At 63.2% G+C, this 20,174-nt stretch carries 12 protein-coding genes and 2 pseudogenes; 6 read left to right on the forward strand and 8 right to left on the reverse strand.

Annotated features, from left to right (window positions below; all coding sequences use genetic code 11):
* Nucleotides 1-5: 5 nt before the first annotated feature.
* A complete protein-coding gene (locus QP181_RS03695) occupies nucleotides 6-1,250 on the reverse strand; it encodes a glycosyltransferase family 4 protein (protein ID WP_333927631.1) in 1,245 nt (414 codons plus the stop codon).
* Between the two features lie 164 nt (nucleotides 1,251-1,414).
* Here QP181_RS03695 and QP181_RS03700 point away from each other — a divergent pair, with 164 nt between their 5' ends.
* On the forward strand, nucleotides 1,415-2,092 hold the full coding sequence (locus QP181_RS03700; RefSeq protein WP_056059971.1) for a response regulator: 678 nt from the start codon (nucleotides 1,415-1,417) through the stop codon (nucleotides 2,090-2,092).
* Entirely contained in the window at nucleotides 2,089-3,444 is a 1,356-nt protein-coding gene (locus tag QP181_RS03705) for a sensor histidine kinase (RefSeq protein WP_333927632.1), read from the forward strand. The genes QP181_RS03700 and QP181_RS03705 overlap by 4 nt, the downstream gene beginning before the upstream one ends.
* A gap of 135 nt (nucleotides 3,445-3,579) precedes the next feature.
* On the opposite strand, the gene QP181_RS03710 is transcribed toward QP181_RS03705, so the two are convergent.
* Nucleotides 3,580-4,902, reverse strand: a complete 1,323-nt coding sequence (locus tag QP181_RS03710) for an MFS transporter (RefSeq protein ID WP_333927633.1) — start codon at nucleotides 4,900-4,902, stop codon at nucleotides 3,580-3,582.
* 91 nt (nucleotides 4,903-4,993) lie between these two features.
* Nucleotides 4,994-5,555: pseudogene (locus tag QP181_RS03715) on the reverse strand (DNA-3-methyladenine glycosylase I).
* 762 nt (nucleotides 5,556-6,317) lie between these two features.
* On the opposite strand from QP181_RS03715, the gene QP181_RS03720 reads away from it, so the two are divergent.
* Nucleotides 6,318-7,163, forward strand: coding sequence for a HupA family protein (locus QP181_RS03720; RefSeq protein ID WP_333927635.1), 846 nt, complete (start codon nucleotides 6,318-6,320; stop codon nucleotides 7,161-7,163).
* 48 nt (nucleotides 7,164-7,211) lie between these two features.
* Nucleotides 7,212-7,393: pseudogene (locus QP181_RS03725) on the forward strand (cysteine--tRNA ligase); the annotation flags it as partial.
* Between the two features lie 159 nt (nucleotides 7,394-7,552).
* Here the strand turns inward: QP181_RS03725 and QP181_RS03730 are convergent.
* Together QP181_RS03730 and QP181_RS03735 are read right to left on the reverse strand one after the other, a co-directional pair.
* Nucleotides 7,553-8,401, reverse strand: coding sequence for a DUF6624 domain-containing protein (locus QP181_RS03730; RefSeq protein WP_333927637.1), 849 nt, complete (start codon nucleotides 8,399-8,401; stop codon nucleotides 7,553-7,555).
* Nucleotides 8,402-9,309: 908 nt separating this feature from the next.
* Nucleotides 9,310-10,983, reverse strand: coding sequence for a sialate O-acetylesterase family protein (locus QP181_RS03735; RefSeq protein ID WP_333927638.1), 1,674 nt, complete (start codon nucleotides 10,981-10,983; stop codon nucleotides 9,310-9,312).
* A 71-nt stretch (nucleotides 10,984-11,054) separates the two neighbouring features.
* On the opposite strand from QP181_RS03735, the gene QP181_RS03740 reads away from it, so the two are divergent.
* On the forward strand, nucleotides 11,055-12,092 hold the full coding sequence (locus tag QP181_RS03740) for a cupin-like domain-containing protein (RefSeq protein WP_333927639.1): 1,038 nt from the start codon (nucleotides 11,055-11,057) through the stop codon (nucleotides 12,090-12,092).
* 78 nt (nucleotides 12,093-12,170) lie between these two features.
* On the opposite strand, the gene QP181_RS03745 is transcribed toward QP181_RS03740, so the two are convergent.
* The 3 genes from QP181_RS03745 to QP181_RS03755 all read right to left on the reverse strand — a co-directional run bounded on the left by QP181_RS03745 (nucleotide 12,171) and on the right by QP181_RS03755 (nucleotide 16,685).
* Complete coding sequence (locus QP181_RS03745; RefSeq protein WP_333927640.1) at nucleotides 12,171-13,592, reverse strand: glycoside hydrolase family 2 protein; 1,422 nt, start codon at nucleotides 13,590-13,592, stop codon at nucleotides 12,171-12,173.
* A gap of 54 nt (nucleotides 13,593-13,646) precedes the next feature.
* Nucleotides 13,647-15,653 carry a glycosyl hydrolase 2 galactose-binding domain-containing protein gene (locus QP181_RS03750; protein ID WP_333927641.1) on the reverse strand — a complete coding sequence of 669 codons (2,007 nt, stop codon included), beginning with the start codon at nucleotides 15,651-15,653 and terminating at the stop codon, nucleotides 13,647-13,649.
* A gap of 81 nt (nucleotides 15,654-15,734) precedes the next feature.
* Nucleotides 15,735-16,685, reverse strand: coding sequence for an ROK family protein (locus QP181_RS03755; protein ID WP_333927642.1), 951 nt, complete (start codon nucleotides 16,683-16,685; stop codon nucleotides 15,735-15,737).
* A 289-nt stretch (nucleotides 16,686-16,974) separates the two neighbouring features.
* On the opposite strand from QP181_RS03755, the gene QP181_RS03760 reads away from it, so the two are divergent.
* A complete protein-coding gene (locus tag QP181_RS03760; protein WP_333927643.1) occupies nucleotides 16,975-20,124 on the forward strand; it encodes a TonB-dependent receptor in 3,150 nt (1,049 codons plus the stop codon).
* Nucleotides 20,125-20,174: the final 50 nt, after the last annotated feature.

Raw genomic sequence — 20,174 nt, forward strand, 5'->3', positions numbered from 1 at the left:
CGTGGTCAGCCCGAGATCGACCGGGTCAGCGGCCTGGCAGTCGGTACGGTCTCCCCACGCTCCTGGTTCAGGAGCGCGCGATACGCGTCCATGACCATCTTCGACGCCTTGTCCCAGCTATACTCTTCGCTCGCGGCACGCGCGGCGCGCGCCATGGTCGACCGCAGATCGGAGAAGACCGCGAGGCGGCGGACGGCCGCGACCGCGCCGTCGATATCGTCGGGGGCGTAGAACATGCCCGTTCCCTTGCGCAGGAGGTTGCGGCCGCTCGGGATGTCGACGCACACGCTGGGCAGGCCCGACGCCATCGCCTCCAGCGTGACGTTTCCGAACGCTTCGGTGATGCTCGGGTTGACGAAGATGTCCGCGCTGGCGACCGCGCGGCCGAGCTCGTCGCCCGACAGGCTGCCGGTCAGCCGCGCATTCGCCAGTCGCTTCGCGAGCCAGCGGCGTTCGGGACCGTCGCCGACGATCAGCGGCCGGATCGCGACGCCCGAGGTGGTGATCCGGTCGACGATATCGGCGAACAATGCGGTGCCCTTCTCGCGAACGAGGCGGCCGAAGAAGAGGACGACCACGTCGTCGTCCTGGAAGCCGTGCGATCGCCGCCAGGCGAGATTGCGATGGCGGCCCGAGAACTGGTCGCGGTCGACGCCGCGCCCCCATAGGCGCGTGCGGTCGGCAAAGCCCTGCTCGGCGAATTCGTCCGCAATTGGCGCGGTCGGAACGAGGATCATGTCGCTGCTCCGGTAGAAGCGATCGAGGTGTCGCTCCATCGCCGGCCGGATCAGCCCTGCGCCATAAAACTGCGCATAGGTCTCGAACCGCGTATGGAGGCTGGCAACGACCGGAACATCGATCGTCCTCGCGAGCCGCTGTGCTGCGACGCCGGTCCAGTCCGGAGCGGACACATGGACGATATCGGGCCGGAATGCCTGCACGTCGCGACGCAGTTCAGCGGACAATCCCAGGCCCAGTCGATACTCGCCGCGACCCGGGATGCGCACCGACGGAACAGAAACGAGCGTTCCCGCAGGCTCGAACGCCGGCGTATCCGAGGTCGGCGAATAGACCCGGACGTCGGTGCCGCGGCGTTCGAGATACGCCACCAAGCGGTTCAGCGCCTGGTTGGCGCCGTCGCGAAGATAGTTGTAGTTGCCGGAAAACAGCGCGACCCGTCGTGGCACATCGAATATCGCCGGGGCGGAAAGCGTAGCGGGTCGCCGGAACGGGCGAAGGGTATCGAACATGGAGACACTCTGATTTTTGCTGAGGGCGCATCGTGCGACATCGATTGGGATCAAGATCTGGATCGTGGATCGACCGGGCTACGCGGCCTGGCTTACGTGAGCCTTACAGACCGATCGCCGCGTGAAGCGCCGCGCAATCGGCGCGCCCAGAGCCGGGCCGAGCGATGAGAATCCTGATCGTTGAGGACCATGCCGAGCTGGTCACGATGCTGGTCCGTCTGCTCGATACGGCGGGCTATGCGTCAGATTGCACGACCACGGCCGAGGATGCGCTGATCGTGCTCTCCTACACGCGCTACGCCGTCGTTATCCTCGATCTGGGACTCCCGGATGCCGATGGGCTATCGGTCGTGCGTGCGATGCGCGAGCGGGACGATCGCACGCCGGTGATCGCCCTGACCGCACGGGCGAGCGTCGCACACCGGGTGACGGGTCTCGAAGCAGGCGCCGACGATTATCTCGCCAAGCCGTTCGCGCCCGAGGAACTGCTCGCCCGGATCCAGGCCCTGCTCCGGCGTAGCGGGACGATTGTCGATCGGACGATCGATTGCGGCAATGTAAGCTTCGATCCCGCCACGCGCGAGGTTGCGATCGGCGGCGTGCCGACGGTGCTGTCCGCGCGCGAACTGGAGGTGCTCGCCGCGCTGATCCGCCGGTCGAGCCGGGTCGTGACGAAGGCGCATATCGAGCAACTGCTGTTCGGGCTCGCTGACGATCTCGGCTCGAATGCGGTCGAGGTGTATATCCACCGGTTGCGAAGGCGGCTGACGTTGGCCGAGGCGGATGTCGAGATCGTCACCGTCCGCGGGGTGGGGTATATGATTATGGAGCGTGCCGCATGACAAGCCAGTCGCGGTCGCTGATGGCGCAGATCCTGCGGTGGCATGCGATCGCGGTGTTGATCACTGCCATCGCGGTCGCCGGCAGCGTGTACCTGTTCCTCGACACGACCGCGGCGCGGATTCAGCACCAGACGCTCCACGTCCACGCGCAAGCCTTGCGGCAGGCGCTATCGCACGACGGGACCGGCCGGCTCCGGTTGACGCAGGACAATACCAGCGCGGCGGTGTTCGCGCCCAGTGCAGGCTTCTCGTTCCGCATTCTCGATCAACGCGGCACGGTCCTGTTCCAATCGGCGTCAAAGATGGTCCTGCCGACCGCGGATATTCCGCTGGAGGACGAGGAAAGCTTCTTTCGTCGCCAGTCGCGCCGCACCTTCTATGCAGGGACGAGTAGCCCGGCTCAGGTTGGTAACGAACGGGTGTGGATCGCCGTGCTCCAGAACCTCACGCATCCGGATTATATCCTCGACGATCTGCTCGCGCAGTTCCTGCTCTACGGAATGGCGATCGTGGCGCCGCTGCTGTTGCTATTGCTCGCGATCGACGTGCTGATCATCCGCCGCGCGGTTTTGCCATTGCGTAGGGCGTCGGCTTCGCTGGAGACCGCGGAAGGCGTGCCGCTTGATCTTCGATTGCATGACGAGCGGCTTCCTGCCGAAGTTCGCCCGCTCGCGCTAGCCGTCAACGCGCTGCTCGAACGGCTGACGTCGAGTTACCGCATGCAACGCGATTTCATCGCCGATGCCGCCCACGAGCTACGTACGCCGATCGCCGTCGCCCGGCTGCGTGTCGAGGCGGTCGACGACGCGGCGTTGCGGGCAAGGCTTTGCAGCGACCTGGACGCGCTCGGCCGGATCGTCGAGCAGGTCTTGGAACTCGCCGAGTTGGAGACCGTGGCACTGGATACCGCGGCATCGGTCGATCTCGTCCAGATCGCGACGGACGGCGTGGCATCGATCGCACCGCTGGCCTTCCGCTCGGACAAGTCGATCGCGTTGTCACCCGGTGCGGACAGCGTGATGGTCGCCGGGCACGCGGCCTGGATCGCCAAGGCGCTGGGGTGCCTGTTGGAGAATGCGGTCAAGCATAGCGGTACCAGCAGCAGGATCGACGTTTCGGTCGGCACGGACGGGACGCTGGCCGTCTGCGACGACGGCCCCGGGATCCGCGAACAGGACCATGCGGCGATCTTCCATCGGTTCTGGAAACGGGACCGTTCGGCAGGTAGCAGCGGTCTCGGCCTCGCGATCGTAGCGCAGGTTGCCGAAGCGCACGCTACGCAGGTGACACTGACATCGCACCCGGGACATACCAGGTTCGCGATCGCTTTTCGACTGCGGCCGGTTTCCTAGGAAAGACTATGCGGCAAGCGGTCGTTACTGATGGCCTATAAAAATTTTGGGCCAACAATTGACACTGAATGAACGACCGAAGCTGGGAAGCGAGCAGGGCGGCCTGAGCGTCCGCTTGTGGGTCCAGACGCAAGGCTAGCGTCTGCCACGCTCTCGACCGAGTGTCACAAATGCAATGACGCCTGCCATCACTGCCGAAAATGCCGCTAGCAAGGCTGCAACATGGAACGCCTCGGTCAACTGTACGACCGATGCGGCGACAACGGCACCGGCCAGTGCCGTTGCGATCAAGCCGCCCGTTCGTGCGATCGCGCTGTTGAACCCCGATGCGGTACCGGTGTGGTGATCGTCGACGGACGAAAGAACTGCGGTCGTGAGCGGAGCGACCGCGCCGGCCATCCCGAGCGCGATCACCACCAGACCTGGCAGCACGTTGCTCCAATAGCGGGCCCCAGGGTCGACAGTCGCCATCAGCACGAAGCCGACCCCGGTAACGATCGGCCCGATCGTCAGCGGCCAGCGCGGGCCGATCCGCTCGCTCAGTCGTCCGGCAAAGCGCGACGCGGTGCCGATCACGATCGAAAAGGGGAGCAACGCGAAACCCGCCTGGGTCGGCGTGTATCCGCCGCCGACGATCAAAAGATACGGTAGCAATACCAGCAACCCGCCCAGCGCGCCGTACAGCAGCAGAGTCAACAAGGTCAGCCCGACGAACGGGCGTGACGCGAACAGCGTCAGCGGCATCGTCGCGCGGTTGCTTAGATGGTGTTCCTGGCCGACGAACGCAACCAGCAGGACGATGCCGATGCCCAGGCCCGCACCGATTTTCGGCGACAGGACATGACCGCTCGACCACAGGGTCAGCGCCCATGTCAGGATGCCGAGCGCCGCGGTCACCAAGATCGCGCCGAGCCAGTCGAGGCGTTGTGCGCCGGGTTCGCTCTCCTCGACATAGCGCAGGGCGACCACGATCGCGGCCGCCGCGACAGGCAGATTGAGGAAGAAGATCGTCCGCCAGCCCAGCGTGTCGACCAGCCAGCCGCCAAGCGGTGGTCCGACGGCGCTGGCGATTGCGCCAGCTGCGGCCCATGTCCCGACCGCTCGCCCCCTTGCTTCGCCTTCGAACGAACTGCCGAGGATACCCAGGCTGTTGGGCATCAGGATCGCGGCGCTGATGCCCTGCATTCCGCGCGCTGTCAGCAGGATCGAGAGCGTCGGCGCCAGTGCGCAGCCGATCGACGCAAGCGCGAACAGGACTGTGCCGAGCACCAGCATCCGGCTGCGGCCGTAATGGTCGCCTGCTGCGCCACCAAGCAGAAGCAGCGCCGATAGCGGCAGCAGATAGGCGTTGATGATCCAGGGGAGGTCTGACGCACCGCCACCAAGATCCTTGCCGATCGCGGGAAGCGCGACGTTGGTCACCGAGCCGTCGATAAAGGCGAGGCTCGAAGCCAGCATCGTCGCGGCGATCGTCCAGCCAGGATAGCGAACAGCTGTGGTCCGTGGGCCCCTGCATGAGGGTGGTCGCCAGACCCCGGCGGTGGCGCATTCATGGCTCGGTTCGGCAAAAACAGCACGTCTCATGGTCGTTCACGAGACCGCAGGCCTGCATCCAGGCGTAGACGATGACGGGGCCGACGAACTTGAACCCGCGCTGCTTGAGCGCCGCGGATAGCGCTTCGGAGGCAGGCGAGCGGGTCAGCGCCTTCGCACCGTCGCCGATCACCGGCGCACCATCGACGAAACTCCAGACGAAGCTGCCGAAATCCTCGCCGGCGTTGCGCATCGCGAGATAGGCGCGGGCATTGCCGATCGTCGCCGCGATCTTGGCGCGTGAGCGGACGATACCGGCGTTGCCGAGCATCGTCGCGATGTCCGGCTCGCCGAACCGCGCGACGACGTCCGGATCGAAGCCCGCGAAGGCAACCCGGAATGCGTCGCGTTTGCGCAGGATCGTGATCCAGGCCAGCCCGGCCTGAAATCCGTCCAGCATCAGCTTTTCCCACAGCGCGCGGGTCGCGCTCGGGCACGCCCCATTCGTCGTCGTGATACGCCGCAAGCAAAGGGTCGCTCTGCGCCCATCGGCAACGAGATAGCTCGGCGCGGGGCATGCGGGGCATGCGGGGCATTGCCGGGTCTTTGCTGTCGATTTGCATACTGGCCGGGACGATGCTCGCTCGGTGCCAGTGTGTCGATGCCGTTCGCCATCGCCATCGCCAGCGCCAGCGCGGATCAGGTCTTGATGGCGTTAAGCAGTTCGGCGCTGATGTGGTCGAACCGGACCGAATGTTATTCTCGCCTTTCAAGCCGGCCAGGCAGCCGATCGGCCGCCAAGCGTTGCCGCCCAACTAGATGAACGAACGGGTGAAGTTGGGATGCGGGGAACGGCGTCTGAAAGTCTGCAAGAGGGTCTGGCCGGAAGCCGTAGGGCGGGGCGCGTTCTGCTACCCTTTTTCTTTCGGGGCTGGCACGCGGCCAGTCCCGAACGTTATTGGCGATGGTGGCGCTCATCATCTTGATTGCAGAGAACAATATTGATCGCATTTCGATGTATCTTGAAAGACCACGTTGACCGCCGCGATGAATTATCGAGTTATATTTTTGTAAAAATCGTGAATTAGTCTCGATGTTCGGGGGTTAGCGTAATGCGTAAGCTGTTGTCTGGGGTTGCCGCGTGCAGCCTGATCGTCCTGACGTCCGGCTGCGGTAGCGACGACGGTTCGGCTACGACGCCGCCAATCACGACGGTCCCCGGTGCCACGCCGACGCCGACGCCGACGCCAGCACCGACGCCGGCTCCAACGCCCGCGCCGACGCCGACGCCGACGCCGGCTTCTTATGTCTCCCCTTGCGATTTCACGCGCAGCCAGGCGGTGAACCTGCTGTTTGGCGCCGAGGTGCAGGCGAAACCCACGTTCCCCTCGCCCAGCACCTATCGGTATGCGTCCGCGTCGGCTGCACTCGTAGATCTCGGAACGAACTCGTCCTTCCAGCTCGACGCCGCGACCCGCAACGTGAGTTTGGTACGCAACGGCGCGACAATCGCCTCATTCACAGGGGCGCAGCGCAATATCCCGGAACCCGGTGACGAAGGTATCGCCTATAGCGCAGGCGCCAATCTTTTCGGATTCGGCTGCATTCCGTCCAGTCTCGCCCTCGCCTATACGGTGACCGCGGTCTACGCGGTCAATCTGGACCCGGTACCGCCTGCTGCGGATACGTCCGGTCTGATCCTGGTCGGCGGTACACCGACGATATCGTCGAGTGAGCTGTCGTCGGGCAGCTACGGCTCATTGGTTTCGCTCAGCATTCTGACGACCGACTCCGACAATCCGGAAGACTCGACCGACGCCCGGACCATCACCACCGTCACCTTCGACCTCGCGAGCGGCGTGCTGAAGGGGACCCTGACCGGGGTGGGCGATAAGACCTATACCGTGAATTTCACGGCCACGCTGATACCCGGAACGACGCGGTTCCAGGGCGTCGTGACGACCGCAAGCGGGGCGACCGGCAAGCTGAGCGGCGGGTTTTTCGGTCCGGGTGGCAGGGAATATGGCTTCACCCTAGCGGTCGACGACGGCACGGCGCACATCACCGGCGTAGGCTTGGGTAAAGAAGCTAGACTGACACAGCAGCACGGTTGCGAGATCGTGCGCGGCGGCTTCGCCTCTCGCACGGTCCGGCGCCGGAACGATATGCCGCGTCGGTTCGCGTGAGTAGCGCTCTTTCTCCCCTTTGCTGCGCACCCGGGTAAGGCTCGCGGCATGACCCGTGCTCCCCTTACGCTCTACAACAGCCTCTCCCGCCAAATCGAGCGCTTCGTGCCGATCGATCCGGGCAATGTTGGCATCTATTCCCTTGGGCCAACGGTCTACAATCACGCGCATATCGGCAATTTGCGCGTCTACGTCTTCACGCCACGCTGTGGCGCGTGCTGACGTGGAAATCCTCGAAAGCAGCCGGACCGCTTTCCTCTCCCATCACGACATTCGCGACCGGATTGCCGCCTTCACAATCGGTTCGTCGCGAAGATTAACCAGCGTCCGATGTTGGGAAGTGGGGGAAGGGGCGTGAGCGTCCGATTATGGGTCTTTTTGGGTCTGACCTAGGCCGCGGGTGGGCACGGTCCGTACAAGGTATCGATTTGGGCGGCGTTTTGCTTGAGCGACCCAAGTTTTGCCTTCGCGCGCAGAGCGTCAGTGACCGCATCAGTGTTCGCCAGTGGAAGCGGCACGCGGTTGCCGCGGTTGCAGGTCCATTGCGTGCCGTATCGCTGTTGACCGGAGAGCTTGAGCTCGACGCGGTCCGTTAACATCGCAAAGTTGCGCGGATCAATCTCGTCTTCAGAGGCCAGCGGCGCCATGAGGCGCAAGGCAGTCAGCTGGAAGGCTGGATTGGCATCCGCATGTTGGACAAGCAGCCAAGCCGCGCTGGATGCCGCGTCACCTACCTTTGAACGCGTTGGCCAGCCTTCATGAGCCACCTTGGTCGAAAGCCATGCCGTATTACCTTGATCGCGGTCGTCCAGGGCACGCAGAAGAATGCCTTCGTAAACGATCCGTTCAAGCGACGAATAAGCGGCAGTTTGCCCCTCATGGCGCTGGCTTTCGACCCATGCGAAACGCAAGGTCTGCTCGCCGAGTGGTCGGGTGCGCAATTGCTCGGCATAGTTGCCTTGATCGATCACCTGCTGCTCGAAAAGCGCAGTCGCACGAATAATACCGAGTGCATACGGCCGGACGCGATCGAGCGCAGCGGAAAACGCAGGCCATGTCACGTCCGCTGGTATTGGGAGCTGTACGAACTGACGGCACGGTGCAGGCCGAGTATAGACGTCCTTACCAGGATCAAAACTTTGGCCCATCGTGGCCAGTAGGCCTTTCATCGCCGTACGCGACTGGTTCTCACACTTTTCATTCCACTCCAAAGCAGCGATGAACACCTGCTTGTCCACAGCTGTCGCATCAGCAAACCGCCCGCGTAACCATCGGTAATCGCCAGGTTCGACGATGTCGTTGTGCAAGAAAGAGGTGAGGGCGGGTGGGACACCGGGGACGCTCTGCGGCTGAGTCCCTGCACTGGCGGAAGCCGATCCGAGAAGTATGGCACTCAAACCCAGTTGGAATGCCCGCACCGATAATCTCCGTCAGCATCAACTGATTGATGCGACGGGCCGCTTGAAAAGACAACAGCGGCAATAATGTTCGATCTCAGCTCCAGCGTGCCCTTGGAAGGTAGCTCCGCTGGGTTCTCCAACTTATACCATCCAGCTAGCGGATCCTTCCAGGGAAAGGCGGCAGCTGCCCAATGTCTGCTATCACGGCCTGCTTAGCCGAAAACGGACCGTCCGCAGTCTTCTCCTTTCAAGCCATCGAGGCAATGGATCATCCGCCGAACGCTACCGCTCAGCCCGATGAACGAATGGCTGAAGTTCAGAGGCGGGAAAGGGCACTTGAATGTCCAGATGTGGGTCAGTCCGCACGTTGGAATTCTGCACTGCAGAACTCGTTTAACTTAACGCACGGCACATCGGAAAAAGTCATGGAGAAATGCGGGTAGAACTATAGCGTCGCGTTGGGAAAGTATGTTTTCGTCAGCTACGGGGTTGATGATGAGTGCACGAGTCATTCGCCGGCATCAGGGCAGTAACGAGAATGCGGAGCGGACTACCGGACGCCCGTGAGAAGCCGCCGTCATTTCGAAAGCGCCGGCCGGGGAAGACATCGGCCCTCCCCAATGAGCCAATCGACCCCTCGTCGAGCGCAGACGGATGTCAATGCATCTCACGCCAATAACTTTCATCTGAAAAGTGATCGTCGTCTCTCGGGCGCCCTGGCTGGCCCTGAAGGCGCAGAGCTCTCATCAAGGGTAGGTAAGATGCCCTTGGATGCGTTCCTCAGAGGTGAACGTCGACATGGGCAAGCCTACGGCATTGAAGAGGTTACCAGGCACGACGCCGCTCCAGTTGTAGCGAACGTAGCGGGGGTTCGATATTGCTCCGGTTACGACCACGCTCTCGCCATCGATCCGCGCCTTGGCAGAGGCGAATTTGTGATCAGGGCCGGCGATCTCAAAACCCGTAACTCGTGCGCCTCGGCTAGTCAGGCCTTCTGCATGATCGAACCAAACGCGCTTCCCGCCCGGTTCGCCGCTCGTCTCGCGGAAGAGCGGGCTCTGATATGCGACGCGCTCTCCATACGCGATGCTGCGTGCCGCGAGCGCAAGTCGCGCGGCAACGGTTTGCTTGTCGCCCGGATGCACATTGCCTGGGTCGCCGACGTCGGTCGTCACCGCCATGGCGGTGTTGGTCAGGGCAAGCGCACGACGCTGCGCATCGCGTACCAAACCCCACTCCTCGTCGGGTGAGTTGAATGAAGAGATCTGCGCAAAAAGGAATGGGAAAGCCCCCTGCGCGAAATTGTGACGCCAGTCGGTGATCAGTCCCCGGAAGAGGTCGGCGTAATATGGCGCGCGCGACGTTGCTGTTCGTCTCGCCCTGGTACCAGATAACGCCCTTGATGCCGTAGCCCGTGAAGGGCGCAACCATTGCGTTGTAAAGCGATGACGGCCGGTACGCATCCTCGGGGGGTGCCATGGATGCGTGGGAGGCTTACCGCCCGACGCAAGGATGGCAGCATCCTCGCGAGCCTCGGCGACGGTGGCTAGGTCCGCGTCGGTCTGGTCCTGTTGGAATCGAGCACGTGCGTCGATGGCTGGGGCCAACGTTGCATCGGTCGCGAACGCCTCGGTCGACACCCAGCTGTCAGCAGGTGTGCCGCCCCAGGTCGAGTCGATTACGCCTACCGTCACGTGCTCGCGGGCTGCAATTTCGCGGGCAAAGAAATAGCCGACGGCCGAGAAGTCGGTGGCGGTCGCGGGCGTAGTAGTCGTCCAGGTTGCATCGATGTCGCGTAGCGGGATGGAACTGCTCTTGTGTTCGATACGGAGGAGCCGAACGTGCGGGTCGGTCGCTGCCGCGATCTCCGCGGCGGCATTCTTTAGAGGCGCGCCGTCGAAGCCCTTTAGCGGGAACTCCATGTTCGACTGGCCCGATGCGAACCAAACGTCGCCGAGCATCACGTCCTGTACCTGGACCTTACCCTCTGCCGCGTCTCCGTCGACGACGAGCACAAAGGGACCGCCTGCCGCTTCGGGCTTCAACCACGCGTCCCATCTACCGAGGCGGTCGGCGACTGCCATTACGCGTTGGCCGTGCAACGACACGGTAACGTTCGCGTCCGCACGCGCCCAGCCCCAGACGTGCAGCGGCCGATCACGCTGCAACACGGTGTGGTCGCTGAAGAGACGCGGCAGCTTGAGCTGTGCGGCCGCAGGTGACGTTGCCGTGGCGACGAGGAGGGCGGTGTAGAGCAAAAGCTTCATGATCGGCGTTATCCCTGATGTGCGGCGCTGACCGTCGCGATGTCTCGGCGGCAGAATATCATCGAAGAAGCGCATGACCAGTTGGCATGCAGCCAGCAACTGCACCTGCCTTGATGCGACGGCAAGGGCGCCGCGCTCCGGCAATCGTGGCATGTGCATTGGCACAGCAGACGGTCTTCAGCTTCGAGGTAACCGGCGCTAGAAGGCGGCGAGGAGAGCCGGTTATGACGATTCACGCCAAGGTCGATGAAACCGGCCCCGTCGATGCCGCGCGGTTCGCTGATGAGATCGCGACGCGGGACCGCCCTATCCTACTGCGCGGTCAGGCGAAACTGTGGCCGGCCGTTGCGGCAGGGCTCCGGTCCGACGAGGCACTGGTCGATTACATGAAGGCGATGGACCGCGGACGCCCGGCCGAAGTGCTGATCGGTCCGCCGGAGATCGATGGTCGGTTCTTCTACGATGCGTCGATGCAGGCCTGCAATTTCCAGAAGCGGTTCGGCTCGCTCAGCGGGCTGCTCGACAAGCTGCTGTCGCTTCGCGGCGAGGCGGAGCCGGTCGCGCTCTATGCCGGCGCTGCCGCGGCGGACGATCACCTGTCCGCCTGGATCGCAGACAATCCCCTGTCGTTCGATCTGCCGGGTGCCAAGCCGCGGATCTGGGTAGGCAATCGCACGCACGTCGCGACGCATTTCGACGAGGCGAGCAACGTTGCGGTGGTCGTGGCGGGTCGGCGGCGTTTCACGCTGTTCCCGCCCGAACAGGTGGGCAACCTGTATGTCGGCCCGTTCCACTTCACGATCGCGGGACCGCCGGTCAGCATGGTGGATCTCGAGAACCCGGATCTCGAACGCTACCCCAAATTCGCCGATGCCATGCGGCACGGGCTCGTGGCCGATCTAGATCCCGGCGATGCGCTCTTCATTCCGCCTATCTGGTGGCATAGCGTCAAGGCGACCGCCGGGTTCAACGTGATGGTCAATTACTGGTGGGCCGAGCCGCATGCGCTTTCGCCGATGGGCGCGCTGAGCCACGCCGTCCTCGCAATCCGCGATCTCGCCCCGGCCCAACGCTTGGCATGGCGTCGCTGGTTCGACCATTACGTATTCGACGACACGGCGCCGGACGCCGGCAATCACCTGCCGGTGCATGCGCTGGGCGTGCTCGCGCCGCCGTCCGAAACGCGCAATGCCCGGTTTACGGTACAGATCGCTGACGCCCTGAGTCCGCCGCCAATGCCCGTGGCGCGCAAACCCGGCTAACGCACTCGGCGAAGGACGGCGCCGACAGGATGACCCCGCCTGCGCGGTCGGCGCAACCGAAGTTGCGCCGACAGGTCGCTATTGCGCATCTCCACTGCTGACGGTCCGGGGTGCGAGCGTGATGAACCGATCCGATTGCGCGACGTTCCATCCGCGTACCGTCAGCGCGGCCGCCGCAGTGCCCATGGTCTTGGGATAGCGGATCTCGATGCGCTTCTCCTCTCCGGGCAGAAGCGCGACGTAATTGTCGCTGTAGAATGCGGGCAGGATACGTTTGTTCTGTGCATCCACCAGCGTCAGCTTCGCGTTCAGCGCTGGAACCGCAGTTCGATTGGCGAGCGTCACCGTCACGACGTTGTCCGCGCCGTCAACCGCCTGCGCTACGACGGACCCGGTCAGCGCGACGCTCTGCAGCGTGTTCAGCGTCCGGTAGGCGGCTTCGTCTTTCCCGCGCCAATAGAAGTTGTCGGCAACCGTATTGCCCGCTCGATCGATCAATTCGAGCTTGACCAGGAGCATGGGGTTCGACGCGAACAGGCGATCGAGCGGCACCGCTGCAAGCGGCGTCGCCATGTTGGCGCCCGCGTCGACACGATCCTCGCGCGTGAACAGTTCGGCGTTGTCAAGTCCGACGACACGTGTGCGGACTCGCAATCCCGGCTGTGCCTCACGGGTCGTGTTGAGCACGACCAGTTCATTGCCCGGCAGGTTGAGCTGGACGTGAAGCGGCTCAGCGGCCTTCTTCGCACCGTAATACGAGGCCTGCGTGTCATAGTCCCAGCTGTAGATCTGCCACGCGTTCGACGGCCATGCAGGATGCGTCATCCAGAGCAGTCGACCCGAGTTCTTGGTCCACAGATGGCCTAAGAACCCTTCGTACATCGCCTTGTGCGTTTCGAGGTTCATCATCTGCGCCTTGCGCTCGAAATCGGCGAAGCTGGTGCCGGGCCCGAACATGGTGTCGAGCGTGGACATGAACGTCTTGGTGTCGCCGTTCCCCGCGAAATGCCAGTCGTGATAGGCGAGCGTGTCGCTGAGCGGCCAGGTCTCGCTGTCGGGCATGTTGGCGCGGACGGACTCGAGCGTGGAGAGCGACGGCGTTCCCGTCTCCACCGAGAAACCGGTGGCGAGGCCGGTGAAATAGCCCACCGGCGGACGATAGTTGTACGGTCCCGACCCCTGCAGGTTGACGACGTTGGAGCTGCCCGTGAACCAGCGTGTGCCGTCCTCGCGCGCGATCAGGTCATCAAGGCCTTCGTTCAGGGCTGGATAGGGCACCCCCTCGTTGCGACCGAACCACAGGATGATCGACGGGTGGTTGCGGTAGCGGCGGACCACGTCGTCGGCGTTCTTCAAAAACAGTGCCGGATCTTCCGGCTCGACCTGGAAATTCTGGGTCGATTGCCAGAAATCGTTGAGGATCATCATGCCGTTCTCATCGGCGAGGTCGTAGAACTCTTCTTCGGTATTGTTGCCCATCCAGTTGCGGATGACGTTCATGTGTGCCTCCTTCTGGAGACGGAAATAGGGTGCGAGGCGCGCGTCCGATGCGCTTCATCGCATCGTCCATGCCCCAATTGCCCCGCGCGCGGCGATCTGCACGCCGTTCACGCGGATCGTCAGATGCGGTTCGGGCATCGTCGCCTCGACCGGTGTTACCGCCGGGGAACGCTCGCCCTGCGGCGTCAGCGATTCCGCCCAGCCGTTGGGGGATTGCTTGATAGCTTGATGGCGAACATCGATCAGGCGCTCGCCGCGCAAGCTGCCGTCGGTGAACTGGAGATTGACCCGGCGCAGCGCACCCGCCGCATCGAACAGCGACAGGTCGTAGCTGACTTCGCGAATACCGAACTTGTCGGTGCGCGTATCCGAGAGCTGGCCGTCGGCCAACGCTTCAAGCGACAGTTGGTAGAGAGCCTGCTCGCCATAGCCGTTCGGCCACCAAAGTTTTGGATTGGCGACGTGAAGCTGCGCGAACTCCTTAGGGTTGAAGACGACCTTCGTCTCACCGGGCGGCGCGATGACCGTCTTCTCCATTCGGACGCCGCCAAACGCTGCACGTACGGTGACGCTTGCGGCTGTCGCACCAGCGTTCTGGACCGGGACGGTGATATAGACGTCAGCGCTGTCAGTACGCGGCAGAGGCAGATCGGTGACGATCTTGGGATCGAGCAGCCGGACGGTCCCATGCGCGAGCAGTTCCACGGGCCGCCACATCCCCGTGTTACGGTCCCGAATGCCCGGTATCCAGTCCCAGCCCTCGGTTGCGACGAAGGTTGGGCCATCGATGGCAAGCTGGCCCCCGTTCTCGCCGACGCCGCCGCTGATCGACTGCTCGTGCGGAATGCCGGGATGCGGTGGCGGCGATACGCGGACCGCGACGACATTCTCGCCGGCAACCGGGACGAGATCGAACTGACCGCGGATGAAGGCGCCGTGGGTGTCGCCCAGCCTGCGGCCGTTTGCCCAGACGTCAGCGGCGTAGTTGATGCCACCAAACACCAATGTCAGGCGCTTGCCCGCGGCGGCGGCGGGCACCGTAAAGCTGGTGCGGTACCAATAGTCCTGCCGTGCAAGGCTCTCGGGAATCTTGAGGTTGTTGAGCCCGTAATATGGATCCGGATAAACACCGCGGTCGACCAGCGTCGTCAGGACGGTGCCCGGCACGGTCGCCGCACGCCACGTGCCCGTGGCAGGGCCCGGACGCGACAGGTTGGCGGCATCTTCGCGGACTTCGGGGGCTGCGGCGAGCTGCCAGCCATTGACCAGCCAGCGGCCGTCGCTTTCGCGCGCCAGTCCCGTCGGGGGCAGGGGCAAGTGCGCGATCGGCGCCGTGGTCGCGCTCACGCGCGCCTTCGGCAAGGTCCAGGCATCCTGCTGCTGGGTAAGGCCGATATTGGCCTGCTTCTGGAACGGCCAGCCGACGCCGACCTGCCAGAATTGCACGAGATCGAAATCCGGCCGCGCTCGGATGGCGGCCGTGATCTCGCTGGCGCTCAGCGCCGCGCCGTTGAGCTGCGCCGCAACCAGCGATCCGCCAAAATGGCGAGGCGCTTTAGGGCCGTTCGTCACCGGTGCGACGGCGAGGCGGGCGACGACTTCGCTCGGGCGGTTCGCGACGGACGCGACGACGCGACCATCGACATAGAGGATCAGTGTCCGTCCGTTCGCCACAGCGGCGACATGCGTCCACTTGCCCGCGGCCAACGCCGGTCCGCCGGTTACTCGGGTCGCTCCGTCTACGGCAGTCGCACGCCCATTGGTAAGGTCAAGGCAGCGACAGGTTTCGAGCGGATTACCGACGGCCAGCAGCAAACCGTCCTCTCCGGCTTCGCTTGGGCGAACCCAAGTGGACAGCGTCCAGGGGGCATTGGCTTGGACAGCTGCGTCGGCGCCTGTCAGATCACGCTCCACCCCGGTCCCGCCTTCTAGGATGGCAACATTGTAGGGGCCGGCATTCGCGATCGTCGGCCGCATTGTCGGCACCACGGCTTGGGCGCCCAGCGAGGAAGAAAATGCGGCACCGAGCAGCAAGGCGGCTGTTAGTGGCAACGATCGCATGGATAGATCTCTCCTGAGTTCCTGGCTCGATATTCTACCGGCCGGTTGGTTCTTAGTTTGTCTTGCCGGACCTTGGGTCGGTCAGGCGTCCCCAGTCCACAATCGCGCAGCGCCGCGCACGCCGGACGCATCGCCCCAGCGCGCGGGCACGATGCGACCGTCCCATAGGTCCGAGAAGGCATAGCGGCGGACGATGGACGGAAGTTCTTCATAGATCTCGGCGACGTTCGACATGCCTCCGCCCAATACGACGACCTCGGGGTCCAGCAGGTTTGCAACCAAGGCCAGTACGCGTCCCAGCCGATCGACATACGCATCCAGTGCAGCTCGGGCGGCGGGATTCCCGGCGCGGGCGGCTGCAACGATCTCGGGCGCGCTGAGCGACAGACCATGTTCTGTCCTGGCGGCACGCGCGAAACCCGTGCCGGAAACCCAGCTTTCGATACACCCCGTCAGGCCGCACCAGCATGGCGGCGGAGACAGTTCGTCGCTGCGCGGCCAGGGTAGAGGTAAGTGCCCAATCTCGCCGGCAATGCCGTGGGCGCCGTCGAGACAAGCTCCCGAGAGTACGATGCCGCCACCGACGCCCGTACCGATCACCAGTGCGAACACGCTGCGCGCACCGGTGGCTGCGCCATCGGTGGCCTCGGACAGCGCGAGGCAGTTCGCGTCGTTTACTAGCCGCACCGGTCGGCCGAGAACAGCGGTGAGGTCTTCGGAGAACGATCGACCGTTCAGGTAAAGAGAGTTGCTGTTGCGCATTATGCCGGTACGCGGCGACGGCGATCCGGGTGCGCCAATGCCGACGGTACATGCCGTGCCCCCCGCGATGTCGGCAGCCACGACGAACTCGGCGATCGCAGCTACCGCGGTATCATACGTACCGGGATTGGGAACCCGCTGCTGCCAAAGCGTCTCACCGTCTGCACCTAACAAGACGGCTTCGATCTTGGTGCCACCAAAGTCGATCCCTAAAGCCGGTACAGATGCTGACTGCGGCTCGATAGCCCGAGCAGCGATACTGTTTTGCAAGGCAATGCTCCCCTCTTTACTGGCGTGACCGCTGCTCGGCCATCGTCAACCAAGCATGCCAGCGATCGTTATAAACGCAAATTGATTTTGTTATTGACCGGATCTACCGGACGATTAAACACGCGATGTCGAGACAACGGAAAGTTGCGACTGGCAGGCAGGAGAGGGTGGGGCGATGAGTCGCCGATCGGCTCGATCTTAGCATGCTAAAATGTTCGTCAGTCGCTGGCGATTTCGGGTGCTGAGGGAGACGGTCGAAATGTTGCGTGCACGTTCCAAGAATATGTTGATGGTCGCGGCTTCCGTGACGGCGCTGGTGAGTAGCGGCACCGCACTTGCCCAGCAGACGTCGACAACACAGGGGGTGTTGCAGAACGCACCTACCGATCAAGCCGCATCGCCCTCGGCGGCTGCTGCCGACCAGGCGAGCGAAGCTCAGAACCCGACCATGCCCGCGAGCGACGCGGCTGCTGAAACGCAGGACATCGTCGTCACCGGCATTCGCGGATCGCAGCAGCGTGCGGTCAACCTCAAGCGCGATGCCGCGTCGGTCACCGACTCCATCTCGGCCGAGGACATCGGCAAGCTGCCCGATGTGACGATCTCGGATTCGCTCCAGCGTATCCCCGGCGTGCAGATCCGTCGTGATGCCGGTGAGGGCGCGGCGATAAACATTCGTGGCCTGCCGCAGGTTACGACGTTGCTCAACGGCGAGGCCTATCTCGGTGCTCAGTCGATCACGACGATCCAGCCGAACTTCAACGATATCCCGTCGCAGCTGTTCGCTGGCGCGGACGTCATCAAGTCGAGCACGGCAGACCTGCTCAACGCGGGAATCACCGGCACCGTAAACCTGCGCACGCGCCGTCCGTTCGATCTCAAGAAGGGCTTCACCGTCGCCGCCGCTGCCGAGGGCGCCTACGGCGACAAGACCAAGGAGTTCGATCCGAACCTGAACGGGCTCTTCGGCTTCCGGGGCGAGAAGTTCGGGTTCCTAGTGTCGGGCGCCTATTCGAACCTGCATCTTTCGAACTCACACAACGGGATCCAGGAAGGCTACGGGGCCGCGCTGCACAACGAGCAGTTCAACACCGCGGCCAACCCTACTGGCGACGTCAACCTCAGCAACGGCTTCTCACCCGCAAATCGTCCCAAGGGGACGATCGTAGGGACGGGCCGCGACGTGAATGGCGACGGCGACGCGAACGACGCATTCATCGTTCCTCAGGGCTTCACCGCTTGGGACAAGGTCAACCAGCGTGAGCGGATCGGCATCAACGCCTCGGCGCAGTGGGAGATCAGCGACGCCCTGACGCTGAACGCAGATGCGTTCTTCACCCGCCAGAACGAGAATGATCGCACCGCCGGCATTCAGATGCAGAACGTAAACTGGCAGGCCGGCGAATTCGTGCCGGGCCAGTCGCGCAACACCGGCTCGACCGTGTCGCTTAGCAACGGTGGCGTGACGCGCGATTATGATCTGAACACGACGCAGGTCTATAATTACGACCTGGGCAATTTCGATTCCTACGCACAGAATGACAAGTTCAAGTCTCAGTCGCAGAACTACAATGCCGAGCTGAAGTACGACAATGGCGGCCGGTTCAAGGCAAGCCTGCGCGGTGTCTACGGCAAGGCCTATTCGAACTACGACCAGAGCTATCTGCAGTTCAGCCCATCGAACGGCGCGCAGTGGCAGCCGGGCGGGATCGGTCATTATCCGACCGGCGACGTCGCGTTCAATCCGGGTGGTTATGCGGTCAACACGATCGCGGGTACGGCATCGTTGCCAGCTACGGTCGATTTCACCGGTAACCAGCCCGTCTTCACCCTGCCGTCGCAGCTGACGACGGCGCTCGGCAACATCGACAACTACGCGATGAAGACCACGTCTTCCGAGGGTAACTATCGCCGCAAGGGCGACCTGAAGATCATCCGCGGCGACGTTTCGTATGAGGCCAATGACAGTGTGAGCCTGAGTGCCGGTGGCCGATACAGCGAGCGCTCGGTCGACGACTTCGAGTTCGATCGGGCGGCACCGCTGTATGCAGGGCAAGCGTCGCAGCCGGGCGGTTGCTTGGTCAAGTGGAAGGCGTTCGACGTGCCTTTGAGCGATAAATCCTGCTACGCCGGCTCGGGCACGTTCGATACCCCAGGCTTCAGGCCCTACACGTCGGGCGTGGTCCGCAAGGCCAGCGACCCGATCTTCAACGGCCAGGTTAAGCAGTTCAATCTACCGGGTGCCGGCCTGCCACCGATCTACGTACTTGATCCCAAGGTCATGGATAACGCGCTCGCGTTCCAGAACAGCTTCTACCCAGGCAACGTCGAGATTCAGAACCCCGGTGCGTCGTTTAACGTCGGCGTGAAGCAGATTTCGGGCTACGCACAGCTCAACGTCAAGGGTGACGTGTTCGGCATTCCCGTATCCGGCAACGCCGGCCTCAAGGTCATCAACACCAAGCTCGACATCACCCAGTTCGTGACCGGTTCGCCGCGCCCCTACGGCGTCGCGAACACGGTCAACGGGACGGTCGAGACCAAGCGGAGCTTCACCGACTTCCTGCCGGCGTTCAACCTGGCGTTCAACTTCGCCGACAACCTGAAGCTGCGCCTCGCCTACTCCAAGACGATGACGCTGCTGGATCTCAACCAATGGGGTGGCGGGCTCAATCCAAACTACGCGATCGACACGAGCAACCCGGGATCGCCCGTCTTCCGCGTCACCGGCGGCAGCTCGAACGGCAATCCGCAGCTCGATCCCTGGCGCGCCACGAACGTCGAAGGCTCGCTGGAATACTATATCGGTCGCAGCAGCCTGCTGAGCGTGGGTGCCTTCTACATCGACGTCGCCAGCTTCATCCAGTCTGGCAACATCGTGCGAACCGATCTGCCTGACAATGACGGCGTGGTTCGCAACCGGACCGTGTCGATCAGCACCCCGGTTCAGGGCGACGGTGGTACGCTCAAGGGTGTCGAAGCGGGTGCCAAGCTGTCGTTCAACGACTTCGGCTTCATTCCGACGGTGCTCTCCAACTTCGGCATAGATGCGAATATCACCTACTCGCCGTCCGATTCAGGCGCGGTCGATTTGAAGAGAGACTCGATCCCGTTCCAGGACAATTCGAAGATCCAGACCAATCTAGCCGGCTTCTACCAGGACAATCACTTCCAAGCTCGCGTCGCCTGGAACTACCGTTCGAAGCGTGCGGTCCAGCAGGACTTCGGCGGCATTCGAGGCCTCGAACTGTATCAGCAGCCGACGAACTACGTCGATGCATCGATCAGCTACGACTTCACGCCAAACCTGACGCTGTATGCGCAAGGGTCGAACCTGACCGGCGAGTATGAAAAATACTATCTGACCTTCCCAGACGAGAAGGCATACAACAACATCTATGAGCGTCGATTCATGGCGGGCGCGCGTTTCAAGTTCTGATCTGCGGGTGAGACTGTAAGCGCTCGCCACCCTGTTTGCGAGGTGGCGGG

Origin of the sequence: Sphingomonas sp. LR55, from assembly GCF_036856015.1 — a bacterium.
Lineage (GTDB): Bacteria > Pseudomonadota > Alphaproteobacteria > Sphingomonadales > Sphingomonadaceae > Sphingomonas.

Bases quoted from the DNA above. Each gene is read 5' to 3' on its own strand.
- QP181_RS03695 (WP_333927631.1), bottom strand. From the start codon at position 1,250: ATGTTCGATACCCTTCGCCCGTTCCGGCGACCCGCTACGCTTTCCGCC.
- QP181_RS03700 (WP_056059971.1), top strand. From the start codon at position 1,415: ATGAGAATCCTGATCGTTGAGGACCATGCCGAGCTGGTCACGATGCTG.
- QP181_RS03705 (WP_333927632.1), top strand. From the start codon at position 2,089: ATGACAAGCCAGTCGCGGTCGCTGATGGCGCAGATCCTGCGGTGGCAT.
- QP181_RS03710 (WP_333927633.1), bottom strand. From the start codon at position 4,902: ATGCTGGCTTCGAGCCTCGCCTTTATCGACGGCTCGGTGACCAACGTC.
- QP181_RS03735 (WP_333927638.1), bottom strand. From the start codon at position 10,983: ATGCCACGATTGCCGGAGCGCGGCGCCCTTGCCGTCGCATCAAGGCAG.
- QP181_RS03740 (WP_333927639.1), top strand. From the start codon at position 11,055: ATGACGATTCACGCCAAGGTCGATGAAACCGGCCCCGTCGATGCCGCG.
- QP181_RS03745 (WP_333927640.1), bottom strand. From the start codon at position 13,592: ATGAACGTCATCCGCAACTGGATGGGCAACAATACCGAAGAAGAGTTC.
- QP181_RS03750 (WP_333927641.1), bottom strand. From the start codon at position 15,653: ATGCGATCGTTGCCACTAACAGCCGCCTTGCTGCTCGGTGCCGCATTT.
- QP181_RS03760 (WP_333927643.1), top strand. From the start codon at position 16,975: ATGGTCGCGGCTTCCGTGACGGCGCTGGTGAGTAGCGGCACCGCACTT.